We start from the raw sequence: 13975 nt of genomic DNA, 5'->3' as shown, positions 1-13975 counted from the left end.
TCCAGGTCATTCCTTCAGCCGCGGGCGCAGCGTGGCCAGATTGCAGGGGCGGGTGCGGGCATCCAGCTGCGCGACGATGATCCGTTCCCAGGCCGTGCGGCAGGCCGAGGTGGAGCCGGGCAGGCAGAACAGGAAGGTGGCATTGGCCAGGCCGGCGAAGGCGCGCGACTGCAGCGAGGAGGTGCCGATCTCCTCGACACTGATCGCGCGGAACAGCTCGCCGAACCCCGGCATCTGCTTGTCCAGCAACGGCAGCAGGGCCTCGGGCGTGGAATCGCGGCCGGTGAAGCCGGTGCCGCCGGTGACCAGGATGCCATCCACTTCGGGATCGGCGATCCAGGCCGAGACCGTGGCGCGCATCCGGTAGCGGTCGTCCGGCAGCAACTCCCGCGCGTGCAGGCGATGGCCGACGCCGCTGAGGGCGGCGACCAGGTAGTCGCCGGAACTGTCCTGGTCGAGGCTGCGCGTGTCCGAGACGGTCAGCACGCACAGGTTCAAGGCAATGAAGTCGGCGTTTGCGCTCATGCCGGCAGCCTAGCCGCTCGCCCGGCCGGCGTATAGCCTGCCCGCGCCACCGCTTCAGCTACGGTGCTTCCAGGGCCATTGCTTGCTGGATGGAGACCGGCCCGCGCCCAATAAGGCAGGCCGCGTGGCGTGTCGGCCTTGCTTGAGCCCGATCCCGGCGCCTAAGCGCGATCGAGCCGCTGCATGCGGAGGATCGGGTATTTCACGCCAGGGCCAGCGTGCGCGGCCGGAAGCGGCGGACGCTGGCGGCACGATCGGCCGCCAGCGGCAGGCGCTCGGGCTCGCGCTGCAGCGCGCGTCGCTGTGCGTCGGCGCCGTGCCACTCGGTGCATTCGAGCAGAGTGCTGCCGTCGTCGGACAGGTACAGCTGCGCGGCGATCAATCCCCGCAGCGCATGCGCGCCATCCTGCAGGGCGGCGAAGGCAGCGTCGGCGCGGCGCTGCGCCTGCGCCGCATCGCGTGTCGGGACACGTGTGACCACCACGCAGGACGCTTCCCGGTGCGGATCGGACACGCCGCTGCGAATGCGCCGGTAGCGCCGCAGCGTCCGCCGCAGCGCCGGCAGGCGTGCGCGCAGCAATTCATGCAGTTCCGGTGCCGCGTCGCAGCAGCAGCGTGCGTACAGCAGATCGGGAGCGTCGCCGAGGGATTCCATCCAGGTCAGGGCGTGCAGGCGGTGGTCGCACAGGCCGCGCACGCCTTCGAGCAGCGCGGTCCGGTCGGGCATGGACGCCTCGGCGAGCAGCATGCTGCGTGTGGGCGAGGGGGAGGAGGGCGTGGACGTGGGGAACGACAGCGACATCGCGGGATCTGCACAGGGAGCGTGCGCGCAGTGTCGGACCTCAAGTTTGCTTGAGGTCAAGTGTTGTGGACGATCCGCTGACATGCACAGGCCACACTCGCTGATTGTCTGTGACGCTTCGGTGCGATCTGCAGCGATGGATCGTCCTCATCGCGGGGTGCGTCGTGGCGTTGCGCGCGAGAAGAGACCGAATGATGCGATGCAAAGGTTCCATCAGCGACGTCGATGGCGACAAGTGACGCGCCGTCGCGCCTCACGCATGTTCATGCGCGCCGCGCGGCTGCCGCACATCCCGATTCAATCAGGCCGACGCGGCGCCTTGCCAGCCGTGGCGTGCCGCAGTGTCGCGCAGCAGCGCGGCGAAGTCGGCGGCGAAACCTTGCATGTCGAACAGCCCGCTGTCCGCGCGCTGCGCGTGCAACCGCTCGCGCAGCGCCTGCAGTGCAGCAGGATCGCGACCCAGGCGCACCGCGGTCGCGACGAACGCCGCGTCGTCGGCGGCATTCATTTCGTCCAGGCCGAGATGATGGTTGAGGCTGCCGGCCACGCGTGCGGCGAAGGTGCTGCCGGGGCAGGTCAGCACCGGGCAGCCGGCCCAGAGGGCATCGGAGGCGGTGGTGTGGGCGTTGTACGGATGGGTGTCCAGGAACAGGTCGGCGTGCCGGTAGCGCGCCAGATAGTCCGGATGCGCCAGCTTGGGCATGAAGCGCAGACGCGTCGGTTCCACGCCGGCCGCCGCAGCGGCCGCACGCAGTCGGTCATCGGCCTGGCCCGGGCCGGACAGCAGCCACAGCACGCTGTCCGGCACCTGTCGCAGCACCTCCAGCATCCGCGCCATGCTGCGCGGGCCGAGCTTGTAGCTGTTGTTGAAGCAGCAGAACACGGTGCCGTGCTCGGGCAGGCCGCAGTCGCGGCGCGCCGGTGGGGCGCCGACGTGGCGGGTGTCGTCGGAAGGCTGGAAGGCGCGCGGCAGCCGCAGCACCCGCTCGCTGTAGTGCGCGGCCAGGGCCGGTGGCAACGCATAGGCATCGCCGACCACGTAGTCGATCCACGGCGCGCCGGAGGTGCCGGGGTAGGCCAGCCAGTTCAACTGCACCGGCGCCGGGCGCAACGCCAGCACCTCGGGTGTGCCGCCGCCGCCCCAGCCGCGCAGATCGAACAGCAGGTCGATGCCGGCGTCGCGGATGCGCTGGGCGATCTGCCGATGCGGCTGCCCGGCCACGGCGTGCCAGGCATGCGCGGCCGCCTGCAGGCGCGCGCCGATCGCGCTGCGATCGTCGTGGTTGAGCGCGAACAGGTGCACCTGCAGGTCGGGATGCGCCCGCAGGCGCTCGAACAGGGCGACGGTCAGCAGGCCGGTGGGATGTGCGCCGAAGCCGTTGGACAGGAACCCGATGCGCAGCGCGCCATCACTGCGCACCTGCGTGGCAGGCAGCGGCGCGAGGGCGCGCGCCAGCGCCTGGGCGCGGTTGCGCGCGCAGCGCAACTGCTCGTCCGCGCCCGCGTCCTCGTTGAGGAAGGCGAACGGTTCGATGGTCGGGTGCCCCTGCCGCACCGCGCTGCGCACCTGTTGCGACAGCGCGTCCAGCCCGCGCCAGTCGCACAGCTTGCGGCGCCAGTTCAGCAGGTAGGCGGCGATCGACGGTTCCTGCGGCAGCAAGGCATGCGCGTGCGCATAGGCCTGCGCTGCGGCTTCCGCCTCGCCGTTGTCTTCCAGTGCGTGGCCCAGCCAGACCGCGATGCCCGGGTGCTGCGGCGCCTGTTGCAGCGCTGCGCGCAGGGCCTGCGCGGCCTCGGCATGGCGACCCTGGGTCCAGCGCACCCGGCCCAGCCGCGCCAGCGCCTCCGGATGCCCCGGACGCAGCTGCAGTGCGCGCACGGCGGCCTGTTCGCCCGCGGCAACCGCGCCGGCGCCGAGTTCGGCGTCGGCGAGCATCACCCAGGCCAGGAAATCCTGCGGATCGAGCCGCACCGCGGCCTGCAATTGCAGGCGTTCGTCGGCGCCGCCGCCGTTCATGCGGCCGTGGCGACCGCGATCGACCGCAGTCCGCGCACACTCATGGCACCAACGCCTTGGCGTAGTGCTGCGCGCTCAGGTCCTGCTGCCAGCCGCAGGCGCGGTACAGGGCCTGCGCGGAGAGATTGTCCTGCGCCGTCTCCAGCACGATGCGCACCGCGCCATCGTCCGCGGCGTGGCCTTCGGCGGCGTGCAGCAGCGCCTGCGCCACGCCGTGGCGGCGGTGCGCAGGCGTGACGTATAGATCGTTGAGGATCCACAGCCGCGCCGCCCGCACCGAAGAGAAGGACGGATACAACTGCACGAAGCCGGCGGCCTGCGCATCGCGCTCGGCCAGCAGCACCACCGACTCGGCGCGGGCCAGGCGCGCAGCCAGGAAGGCGTGCGCGGTCGCCGCATCCGGGGCCTGCCCGTAGAACTGCCGGTAGGCATCGAACAGCGCTGCCAGCGCCGGCAGGTCGTGCGCATCGGCCTGGCGCACGCGCACGTTCACGGGCTGTCGCTCAGGCGCGCGAGTTCGTCGACCTGGTGCTCGTGGCTCAGGCGACCGATCAGTGCATCGAGGTCGCCCTCGATCACGTTCGGCAGGTCGTACAGGGTCAGGCCCTCGACGCGGTGGTCGGTGATCCGGCCCTGCGGGAAGTTGTAGGTGCGGATGCGCTGGCTGCGGTCGCCGCTGCCGACCTGCAGCTTGCGGTCCTGCGCCTCGGCCGCGGCCTGCTTGCTGCGCTCGGCCTCCAGCAACTGCGCCTTGAGCCGCTTCATCGCCTTGTCGCGGTTGGCGTGCTGGCTGCGCTCGGTCTGGCACTCGACCACCACGCCGCTGGGGACATGGGTGATGCGGATCGCCGACTCGGTCTTGTTGACGTGCTGGCCGCCGGCGCCGGAGGAGCGGAAGGTGTCGATCTTCAGGTCGGCCGGGTTGATCGCGATTTCCTCCACGTCGTCGGCCTCGGGGATGATCGCCACCGTTGCCGCGGAGGTGTGGATGCGACCCTGCGACTCGGTCGCCGGCACGCGCTGCACGCGGTGCGTGCCGGATTCGAACTTGAGTTTGGAGTAGGCGCCGCGGCCGACGATGCGCGCCACGATCTCCTTGTAGCCGCCGTGCTCGCCGGGGCTGTCCGATTCCACTTCCACCTTCCAGCCCTGGCGCTCGGCGTAGCGCGCGTACATGCGGAACAGATCACCGGCGAAGATCGCCGCCTCGTCGCCGCCGGTGCCGGCACGCACTTCCAGGAACAGGTTGCCGTCGTCGCGCGGATCCCGCGGCACCAGCAGCAGCGCCAGTTCCGCATCCAGTTCGGCCAGGCGCGCCTGCGCGGCGCCGATTTCCTCCTCGGCCAGCTCGCGCAGTTCCGGATCGGCGCGCATCGCCTCGGCCGAGGCCAGGTCGGCCTTGGCCGAGGCCTCGGCCGCCAGCGCGGCGGCGACCGGCTCCAGTTGCGCGAACTCGCGCGAATAGTCGCGGAAGCGCGTGTTGTCGCCTACCACTTCGGGGTCGGACAGCAGGCGTTCGAGTTCTTCGCGACGCTCGGCCAGCGCCTCCAGCTTACGGCGCAGGGTCGGTGTCATCGGTCTTCAGAATGGGGTGGAAATAGCCCGGCTTCTCCGGGAACAGGCGCTCGGCGGCGCGGGCCAGGTCGGCGTCGCCGCGCAGCGCCGCCTCGCGCAGGGCCGCGGTGGGCGGATGCAGCAGGCGGTTGGTGAGGGTATTGGCGAGGAACTCCAGCACCTCGTCGGCGGGCTTGCCGTGCGCCAGTTGTTGACGCGCCTTGGCCAGCACGTCGTCGCGGGTGCTGTCGCCATGCGCGCGCAGGCGCTTGAGCGGCGCCTGGCGGGTGCTGGCCTGCAGCGCTTCCATGTAGCGCACGACCTGCAGGTCGATGATCGCCTCGGCCGCCTCGGCGGCCTCGCGGCGGCCGCGTCGGTTGTCCTCGACCGCGCGCTCCAGGTCGTCGACGGTGTACAGGTAGGCGTCGGCCAAGTCGGCCACGCCGGCCTCGATGTCGCGCGGCACTGCCAGGTCGAACAGCAGCATCGGCTTGTGCTTGCGTGCGCGCAGCGCCTGTTCGACCTGCGCCCGGGTCACCACCGGCTCGCGCGCGGCGGTGGCCGAGAACACCACATCGGCCTCGTGCAGGTGACGCTCCAGCTCGCTCAGGGGCAGCGCCACGCCGCCGTGGCGGCTGGCCAGTTCCTGTGCGTGGGCGAGGGTGCGGTTGGCGATCAGCAGGCGTCGCACGCGACCCTCGCTGAGATGCTTGGCGGCCAGCTCGATGGTCTCGCCGGCGCCGACCAGCAGCACGGTGGATTCGCTGAGCCGGGCGAAGGAACTCTGCGCCAGGCGCACCGCGGTGGAGGCGACCGAGACCGGATTGGCGCCGACCCGGGTGTCGGTGCGCGCGCGCTTGGCCACCGAGAAGGTCTGCTGGAACAGTCGGTCCAGGCGGCTGCCCATCGCCCCGTGCTCGCGTGCCAGCGACCAGGCGTCCTTCACTTGGCCGAGGATCTGCGGCTCGCCCAGCACCATCGAGTCCAGCCCGGTGGCGACCCGGAACAGGTGCCGCACCGCGTCCGCATCCTGGTGCTGGTACAGATAGCCGTGCAGGCCGGCGGCGTGCGAATCCAGCCAGTCGGCCAGGTGCTGTGCATCGCCGGCAATGGCGTACAGCTCGGTGCGATTGCACGTGGACAGCAGCGCCGCTTCGGTGACGTCGGGCAGCGCACGCAGCGATTGCAGCGCGCGCGGCAATGCGTCGCCGGCGAATGCCACCCGTTCGCGCAGGTCGACCGGCGCGGTCTGGTGGTTCAATCCGAGCACCCACAACGTCATCTGTTCAGTTGCTTGCGATAAGCTGCTGGCCATTCAGGGCCCCATTTTACGGCCCGGCCGCTTCCGATGCCCGCACTGATTCGCATCCGTACCTTTCTGCTGCTGTCCGCAATCGCCGCCGTGGCCGCACCGGCCGCGGCCAAGGCGCCGAGCCCCGCCCAGGACGTGATGACCCCGGTCCTGGCCGGCGAGTTCGCCCTGCAGGCCGGGCAGCTGGCCGACGCCTCGCGCTGGTACCTGCAGGCCGCCAACGACAGCCCCGGCGACGCCGGTCTGGCCGAGCGCGCCACCCGCATCGCGATGCTGGCCAACGACAGTGCCGCCGCCGCCCAGGCCCTGGCGCTGTGGCGGCAGCGCGCGCCCGAGTCGCTGGCCATGCGCAGCTCCGAGGCTTCGCTGGCTCTGCGCAACGGCAACCTGCGCCAGGCGCGCAGCCTGCTGGTGGCCTTGCTGCGCGACAAGGATCCGCGCGGCTGGCGCTTCGCGCTGATCGCGCTGGTCAGCGGCAACCGCGATCCGGAGGTGGCGGCCAAGGCCCTGGACCAGTTGCTCGACGCCAACGCTATCCCCGACCAGCTCGAGGCCTGGCAGGAGTTCGGGCGTTTGGCGCTGCGCCTGGACCAGCCCAAGCTGGCCGAGCGCATCGTCGACCAACTGGTCAAGCGCTTCCCGCAGGAGCCGCGCGTGGCGCTGCTGCACGCCACGCAGCTGCAGCAGGCGGGCAAGACCGAGCAGGCGCGCGCGCTGCTGCAGGGTGTGGAGCCCAAGGTGTCGGGCGATCCGGAACTACGCACGGCACTGGCCTATGCCTACGACGCCATCGGCGACACCGCCGCCGCGGCGCGGGTGCTGGCGCTGGGGCCGCAGACGACTCAGAACTATGGCCTGCGCGCCTCGATGCTGGCCAAGCTGCAGGACAACGCCGCCTTGATGGCGCTGTACGACGAACTGCGCAAGGGCGCCGACCGGCCCGATCCGGAGCGACGCCTGCTGCTCGGCAAGATCGCCGAGTTCCTCAAGCGCAACCAGGAGGCGGTGGACTGGTATCGCGGCGTGCCGGGCGGCCCGCTGCGCAGCGAGGCGCGGCTGCGCGCGGCCGGCGCGTTGTACGCGCTGGGCCAGAAGGACGCGGCCTTCGCCGAGGCGCGCGCGCTGCAGGACGATGCCGAGGCCGACGATGCCGCGCGCCGCGACGCCTATGTGCTGGAGGCGGAACTGCGCCAGCGCAGCGGCGACGACGCAGGCGAGCTGCAGGTGTTCGAGCGTGGCCTGGCCGCGTATCCGGACGACAACGCACTGCTGTACGCGCGCGGCTTGTCCTGGGAGCGCCGCGACCGCATCGACCGCGCCGAGGCCGATCTGCGCAAGATCCTGGTCACCGACCCGGAGAACGTGGCGGCACTGAATGCGCTCGGTTATACCCTGGCCGACCGCACCAAGCGCTATCGCGAGGCGCTGCAGCTGATCGACCGCGCCCGCACCGCCGATCCGGACAATGCCGCGATCATCGACAGCTACGGCTGGGTGCTGTACCGGCTCGGCAAGACCCAGGAGGCGCTGGTGCAGCTGCGTCGCGCCTGGAGCCAGGTGAAGGATCCGGAGATCGCCGCGCACATCGGCCAGGTGCTGTGGGAGCAGGGCAAGCACGAGGAGGCCAACAAGTACTTCGACGAGGCGCGCAAGCTCGATCCTGACAATCGCGCGCTGCGCCGCGCCCTGGAACAGGTGAACCCGTGAGGCCTGGCTTGCGCGCCGCGTGGGCGCTGGCCGCCGGGCTGCTGCTGGGCGGCTGCAGCGCGCTGCCGACCCGCACCCCGGCGCCGGTCGCCGCCGCCACGCCCGATGCCGCCGCGCAGCAGGCCGAGGCCGCGCGCGCGCAGTGGCTGCAGGCGCATCCGGACTGGTCGTTCCAGGGACGGGTCGCGATCAGCAACGGCCGCAATGGCGGCAGCGGCCGCATCGACTGGAAGCAGCAGCATCGCCAGTACGAGGTGCAGCTCAGCGCGCCGGTGACCCGGCAGAGCTGGCGCCTGATCGGCGACAGCCACTCCGAGGCCGGGCGCCTGGAAGGCATGGAGGGCGGGCCGCGCGAAGGCGAAAACGCCGAACAGCTGCTGCTGGAAGCGACCGGCTGGGAAATCCCGGTCAATCTGCTGCCGCAGTGGGTGCGCGGGCAGGTGGCGTGGGATACCGAAGCGCCCGAACACGTGGACTACGATGCCCAGGGGCGGCCGCGCACCTTGCGGCAGATGGGCTGGGACATCGAGTTCCAGGAGTGGTACCCGCCCAGCGACGGCCAGCCGGCCCTGCCGCGGCGCATCGAGGCGCGCAACGGCGACGCCAAGGTGCGCTTGCTGGTGGATCACTGGGACATTCCGGCGCCATGAGCGCGGCCATCGACGGGGGCTGGTCGTCCTGGCCGGCCCCGGCGAAGCTGAACCTGTTTCTGCAGATCACCGGCCGCCGAGCAGACGGCTACCACCAGTTGCAGACCGTGTTCCGCCTGCTGGACTGGGGCGATACGGTGCACCTGCGGCCGCGCGCGGACGGGGTGGTGGCGCGGATCGGCCCCTCCGTGGCCGGGGTCGCCGAGGCCGACGACCTGCTGGTGCGCGCCGCGCGGCTTCTGCAAAAAGCGGCGAATGTCGTCCAAGGTGTGGATATTCGCGTCGAAAAGCGCATTCCGGCGGGCGGTGGCTTCGGCGGTGGCTCGTCCGATGCGGCGACCGCACTGGTGGCGCTGAACGCGCTGTGGGGCGCCGGGCTGGACGAGGATGCCCTGGCCGGCCTCGGCCTGTCGCTGGGGGCGGATGTGCCGGTGTTCGTGCGCGGGCGCGACGCCTGGGCCGAGGGGGTGGGCGAGCAATTGACCGCCCTGGCGCTGCCGCCGGCCTGGTATGTGCTCGCCGATCCGGGGGTGCACGTGCCCACCGCGGCGCTGTTCCAGTCCCCCGATTTGACGCGGGATGCTGCGCCCGCGAAAATAGCGGACTTCGTTTCAGGTTTCCTGCTCGGTAACGCGTTCGAGCCGGTCCTGCTTCGCCGCGAACCGGCCGTCCAGGCCACGTTCCAGGCGCTGGCGCGGATCGGTACGCCACGCCTGACCGGGTCGGGGAGCGGTTGTTTCGTCGAGTTCGCCGATCGCGCTGCCGCCGTGCGCGCGCTCGCGGACTTGCCGGACGGGATGCGCGCCTGGGTGGCAGGCGGCGTCCCGCGTTCGCCGCTACTCGACGCGCTGGAGGCTTGACACAGGTTTACGCAGGGGCGTCGCCAAGAGGCCCAAGGCACCAGGTTTTGATCCTGGCATTCGTAGGTTCGAATCCTACCGCCCCTGCCATTTGGGTATGCAGATCCCTCTGCAAACGCCCGCACATCCCTGTGCGGGAATTCAACGGGAAAGGCATCGCTTTTCCTCGCTTTTTCGATTCGTCCGGTTTTCGTCGCCACACGCTCTTTGCAGCCACCCGAGAGACCCCTCATGCAAGACCAACGCAACCTGCTGGTGTTCTCCGGCAACGCCAACAAGCCCCTGGCCAAAAGCATCTGCCGCGAACTGGGCGTGCGCCCCGGCAAGGCGATGGTCTCCAGCTTCTCCGATGGCGAAGTGCAGGTGGAGATCGAGGAGAACGTGCGCCGGCAGGAAGTGTTCGTGATCCAGCCGACCTGCGCGCCCAGCGCAGAGAACCTGATGGAACTGCTGGTGATCATCGACGCGCTCAAGCGCGCCAGCGCCGCCAGTGTCACCGCGGTGGTGCCGTACTTCGGCTACTCGCGGCAGGACCGGCGCATGCGCTCCTCGCGCGTGCCGATCACCGCCAAGGTCGCCGCCAAGATGTTCAGCGCGGTCAACGCCGACCGTGTGCTGACCGTGGACCTGCACGCCGACCAGATCCAGGGCTTCTTCGACATCCCGGTCGACAACGTCTACGCCTCGCCGCTGCTGCTGGCCGACATCTGGCGCGCCTACGGCACCGACAACCTGATCGTGGTGTCGCCGGACGTGGGCGGCGTGGTCCGCGCCCGCGCGGTGGCCAAGCGCCTGGACGATGCGGACCTGGCGATCATCGACAAGCGCCGCCCGCGCGCCAACGTGTCTACGGTGATGAACATCATCGGCGACGTCGAGGGCAAGACCTGCGTGCTGGTCGACGACATCGTCGACACCGCCGGCACCCTGTGCGCGGCTGCGGCCGCGCTCAAGGAGCGCGGCGCGCTGAAGGTCGCCGCGTACTGCACGCATCCGGTGCTGTCCGGCCCGGCGGTGAGCAACATCACCAATTCGCAGTTGGACGAGCTGGTGGTCACCGACACCATCCCGCTGTCGGAGGCCGCCCGCGCCTGCGGCAAGATCCGCCAGCTCAGCGTCGCCGAGCTGTTGGCCGAAACCATTCGCCGCATCGCCTTCGGCGAGTCGGTGAGCTCGTTGTACGTCGATTAAGGGCAGGGATTGGGGATTCGGGATTGGGGATTCGCAGAAGCGGCGCCGTTGCGAATCCCCAATCCCGAATCTCCAATCCCGGCTTCTCCCAGACTCTTCTGGTCGCGGAAGAGTCATCAAAACCGCCGCGAGGCGGTTCATTCAACCAAGGTAGTAAACGCAAATGGCAACCACGCATGAAATCAAGGTTCAGCGCCGCGAAGTCGAGGGCAAGGGTGCGAGCCGCCGCCTCCGTCGCGACGGCCTGATCCCGGCGATCGTCTACGGTGGCGATCTGAAGCCGGTCAACATCCAGCTCGACCACAACGAAGTCTGGCTGGCCAGCCAGAACGACTGGTTCTATTCGTCCATCCTCAGCCTGAGCCTGAACGGCGACGTGCAGAAGGTGCTGCTGCGCGATATGCAGCGTCACCCGTTCAAGCAGCTGATCATGCACATCGACTTCCAGCGCGTGAACGACAACGAGGCGCTGCACGCGTCGGTGCCGCTGCACTTCCTCAACGAGGACGTGTCCCCGGCCGGCAAGTCGGCCGAGGTGGTCGTGACCCACGAGCTGAACGAAATCCAGGTCGTGTGCCTGCCGAAGGACCTGCCGGAGTTCGTCGAAGTCGACCTGTCGGCGCTGTCGGTCGGCGACGTGATCCACCTGTCCGACCTGAAGCTGCCGGCCGGCGTCGAGCTGCCGGAACTGAAGCTGGGCAAGGAGCACGACGTGGCGGTGGTCATCGCCAAGCACGGCCGTGTCGAGGAAGAGCCGGAAGCCACCGACGCGGCGGCTGCCGCTGCCGAGCCGGCCAAGAAGGACGGCAAGTAATCGCCTGCGCGGCGTCCGGGCTTCGGTCCGGACGCTGCGGCGATGCATTGCGCATGACTGGTCTGCGTCTGATCGTCGGCCTGGGCAATCCCGGTGCCGAACACGCGAACACCCGGCACAACGCCGGGTTTCGTTTTGTCGACGCGTTGGCCGAGCGGGCCGGCGCGCGCTGGGGCGTGGACGCCAAGCTGTTCGGCGAGACCGCCAAGATCGAGGTTGCGGGGCAGGCGGTGTGGCTGCTGAAGCCGGCCACCTTCATGAATCTCAGCGGCAAGTCGGTGACGGCCGCATTGCGCTTCTGGAAGATCGAACCGGCGCAGGCGCTGCTGGCACACGACGAACTGGACCTGGCGCCGGGCACCGCGCGGCTCAAGTTCGACGGCGGCCACGGCGGCCAGAACGGACTGCGCGATACCATTCGCCTGCTCGGGCATGCCGGCTTCCACCGCCTGCGCATCGGCATCGGCCATCCCGGCCACAAGGACAAGGTGGTGCCGTGGGTGCTGGGACGCGCCGGCAAGGACGACCAAGTCCTCATCGACCGCGCCATCGACGACGCCATCGACGTGCTGCCGCTGGCCGTGCAGGGCGACTTCAACGAGGCGATGAAGCGGTTGCATACGAACAGGGATGCGTGATTGGGGATTGGGGATTCGCGGCCGCGCGGCTGGGCGAATCTCCAATCCCGAATCCCAAATCCCGGAAACTGAAACATGGGCATCAAATGCGGCATCGTCGGCCTTCCCAACGTCGGCAAGTCGACCCTGTTCAATGCGCTGACCAAGGCGGGCATCGCCGCGGCCAATTTTCCGTTCTGCACCATCGAGCCGAACGTGGGCGTGGTGCCGGTGCCGGATCCGCGTCTGAACGCGCTGGCGGCGATCATCAATCCACAGAAGGTCGTGCCGACCGCGGTCGAGTTCGTCGACATCGCCGGCCTGGTCGCCGGTGCGGCCAGTGGTGAGGGCCTGGGCAACAAGTTCCTGGCGCATATCCGCGAAGTCGATGCGATCACCCACGTGGTGCGCTGCTTCGAGCATGGCGACATCATCCACGTGAACAACAAGGTCGACCCGGTCTCCGACATCGAGACCATCGATACCGAACTGGCCCTGGCCGACCTGGACAGCGTGGAGAAGGCGCTCAACCGTGCCGAGCGTTCGGCCAAGGGCGGCGACAAGGACGCAGCGGCACGCAAGCCGGTGCTGGCCAAGCTGCAGGCCGCGCTGGCCGAGGGCAAGGCCGGGCGCAACGCCGGCCTGGACGAGGAAGAGAAGGCGCTGGTGCGCGATCTGTTCCTGCTCACCCTCAAGCCGGTGATGTACATCGCCAACGTGCTGGAAGATGGGTTCGAGAACAATCCGCACCTGGATGCGGTGCGTGCGCATGCCGCCGCCGAGGGCGCCGAGGTGGTGCCGGTGTCGGCGGCGATCGAGGAAGAGCTGTCGCAGCTGGACGACGCCGACCGCGATGCGTTCCTGGCCGATCTGGGCCTGAACGAGCCGGGCCTGAACCGGGTGATCCGCGCCGGCTACACCCTGCTGGGGCTGCAGACCTACTTCACCGCCGGAGTGAAGGAAGTGCGCGCCTGGACGGTCAAGGCCGGGTCGACCGCGCCGCAGGCCGCGGCGGTGATCCACACCGACTTCGAGAAGGGCTTCATCCGCGCCGAAACCATCGCCTACGACGACTTCATCAAGTACAAGGGCGAGGCCGGTGCCAAGGAGGCCGGGCGCCTGCGTCTGGAGGGCAAGGAATACCGCGTGCAGGAAGGCGATATCCTGCATTTCCGCTTCAACGTCTGAGGCGTGCGCGTGTCCTGGCCGGGCGCGCGCGAGCAACGACGATTTCCTACGACATCGCGTCAAAATACTGTTGACAAGGCGGGGATGTCAGGGAAGAATAGCGGGCTGTTTCACCCCTCTCTGATTTCGGCTTCGCAGCCGGGTTCGAGTGGGTAAGTTGGAGGGATACCCAAGCGGCCAACGGGGGCAGACTGTAAATCTGCTGGCTTACGCCTTCGGTGGTTCGAATCCACCTCCCTCCACCAGTTATTTTGTTGTGGCAGTGCGGCATCCCGTAGCGGGAGTAGTTCAACGGTAGAACCTCAGCCTTCCAAGCTGATGGTGCGGGTTCGATTCCCGTCTCCCGCTCCATTGAACGCGCTTGTGTCACAATAGAACAACGCTCACGTAGCTCAGTCGGTAGAGCACCTCCTTGGTAAGGAGGAGGTCGAAGGTTCGATTCCTTTCGTGAGCACCATATTCAGTCGTCAAATCTTTCTACGATCACCGAGAAGAAGCAGCCATGGCCAAGGGTAAGTTCGAGCGCACCAAGCCGCACGTCAACGTCGGCACCATCGGTCACGTCGACCACGGCAAGACCACGCTGACCGCGGCGCTGACCAAGATCGGCGCAGAGCGCTTCGGCGGCGAGTTCAAGGCGTACGACGCGATCGACGCGGCGCCGGAAGAGAAGGCGCGCGGCATCACGATCTCGACCGCCCACGTGGAATACGAATCCCCGACGCGCCACTACGCGCA

At 69.2% G+C, this 13975-nt stretch carries 14 protein-coding genes and 4 tRNA genes; 12 read left to right on the top strand and 6 right to left on the bottom strand.

The annotated features are described in order from the left end of the window. Positions 1–6: 6 nt before the first annotated feature. From moaB to hemA, 6 genes are all read right to left on the bottom strand, one after another. Positions 7–525, bottom strand: a complete 519-nt coding sequence (moaB, locus tag GGR64_RS04930; protein WP_184644345.1) for a molybdenum cofactor biosynthesis protein B — start codon at positions 523–525, stop codon at positions 7–9. A gap of 202 nt (positions 526–727) precedes the next feature. Further along, positions 728–1252, bottom strand: coding sequence for a hypothetical protein (locus GGR64_RS04925; RefSeq protein WP_260302845.1), 525 nt, complete (start codon positions 1250–1252; stop codon positions 728–730). 376 nt (positions 1253–1628) lie between these two features. After that, positions 1629–3344, bottom strand: coding sequence for a tetratricopeptide repeat protein (locus tag GGR64_RS04920; RefSeq protein ID WP_184644341.1), 1716 nt, complete (start codon positions 3342–3344; stop codon positions 1629–1631). Between the two features lie 40 nt (positions 3345–3384). Next, a complete protein-coding gene (locus tag GGR64_RS04915; protein ID WP_184644340.1) occupies positions 3385–3837 on the bottom strand; it encodes a GNAT family N-acetyltransferase in 453 nt (150 codons plus the stop codon). Further along, complete coding sequence (gene prfA, locus GGR64_RS04910) at positions 3834–4919, bottom strand: peptide chain release factor 1 (protein WP_184644338.1); 1086 nt, start codon at positions 4917–4919, stop codon at positions 3834–3836. The genes GGR64_RS04915 and prfA overlap by 4 nt, the downstream gene beginning before the upstream one ends. Beyond that, complete coding sequence (gene hemA / locus GGR64_RS04905; protein WP_160966983.1) at positions 4897–6180, bottom strand: glutamyl-tRNA reductase; 1284 nt, start codon at positions 6178–6180, stop codon at positions 4897–4899. Before hemA ends, prfA begins: the two co-directional genes overlap by 23 nt. 66 nt (positions 6181–6246) lie before the next feature. Between hemA and GGR64_RS04900 the strand changes: the two genes are divergently transcribed. The 12 genes from GGR64_RS04900 to GGR64_RS04845 all read left to right on the top strand — a co-directional run. Continuing rightward, positions 6247–7917: a tetratricopeptide repeat protein gene (locus tag GGR64_RS04900; RefSeq protein ID WP_184644335.1), complete on the top strand. Its 1671-nt coding sequence runs from the start codon at positions 6247–6249 to the stop codon at positions 7915–7917. Beyond that, complete coding sequence (gene lolB / locus GGR64_RS04895) at positions 7914–8567, top strand: lipoprotein insertase outer membrane protein LolB (RefSeq protein WP_184644333.1); 654 nt, start codon at positions 7914–7916, stop codon at positions 8565–8567. The genes GGR64_RS04900 and lolB overlap by 4 nt, the downstream gene beginning before the upstream one ends. Beyond that, complete coding sequence (gene ispE / locus GGR64_RS04890) at positions 8564–9427, top strand: 4-(cytidine 5'-diphospho)-2-C-methyl-D-erythritol kinase (RefSeq protein WP_184448285.1); 864 nt, start codon at positions 8564–8566, stop codon at positions 9425–9427. Before lolB ends, ispE begins: the two co-directional genes overlap by 4 nt. A gap of 13 nt (positions 9428–9440) precedes the next feature. Continuing rightward, a tRNA-Gln gene (locus tag GGR64_RS04885) sits at positions 9441–9517 on the top strand. 141 nt (positions 9518–9658) lie between these two features. Further along, positions 9659–10618, top strand: coding sequence for a ribose-phosphate diphosphokinase (locus GGR64_RS04880; protein ID WP_160966991.1), 960 nt, complete (start codon positions 9659–9661; stop codon positions 10616–10618). 163 nt (positions 10619–10781) lie between these two features. Further along, positions 10782–11432 carry a 50S ribosomal protein L25/general stress protein Ctc gene (locus GGR64_RS04875; RefSeq protein ID WP_160959210.1) on the top strand — a complete coding sequence of 217 codons (651 nt, stop codon included), beginning with the start codon at positions 10782–10784 and terminating at the stop codon, positions 11430–11432. Between the two features lie 53 nt (positions 11433–11485). Further along, positions 11486–12070, top strand: coding sequence for an aminoacyl-tRNA hydrolase (gene pth, locus GGR64_RS04870; protein ID WP_184644331.1), 585 nt, complete (start codon positions 11486–11488; stop codon positions 12068–12070). A gap of 75 nt (positions 12071–12145) precedes the next feature. Continuing rightward, positions 12146–13237 carry a redox-regulated ATPase YchF gene (gene ychF / locus GGR64_RS04865; protein WP_160959215.1) on the top strand — a complete coding sequence of 364 codons (1092 nt, stop codon included), beginning with the start codon at positions 12146–12148 and terminating at the stop codon, positions 13235–13237. Between the two features lie 159 nt (positions 13238–13396). Next, a tRNA-Tyr gene (locus GGR64_RS04860) sits at positions 13397–13482 on the top strand. 32 nt (positions 13483–13514) lie between these two features. Further along, positions 13515–13588 (top strand) — tRNA-Gly (locus GGR64_RS04855). A 30-nt stretch (positions 13589–13618) separates the two neighbouring features. Then, positions 13619–13694 (top strand) — tRNA-Thr (locus tag GGR64_RS04850). A 45-nt stretch (positions 13695–13739) separates the two neighbouring features. Continuing rightward, positions 13740–13975, top strand: a 236-nt coding sequence (locus GGR64_RS04845) for a GTP-binding protein (protein ID WP_260302844.1), incomplete at its 3' end; no start/stop codon positions are given.

Origin of the sequence: Xanthomonas sp. 3307 (genome assembly GCF_014199735.1) — a bacterium.
Classification (GTDB): Bacteria; Pseudomonadota; Gammaproteobacteria; order Xanthomonadales; family Xanthomonadaceae; genus Xanthomonas_A; species Xanthomonas_A rydalmerensis.
The sequence above is the reverse complement of the archived record's forward strand: the minus strand, read 5'-3'. Positions and strand labels throughout refer to the sequence as shown.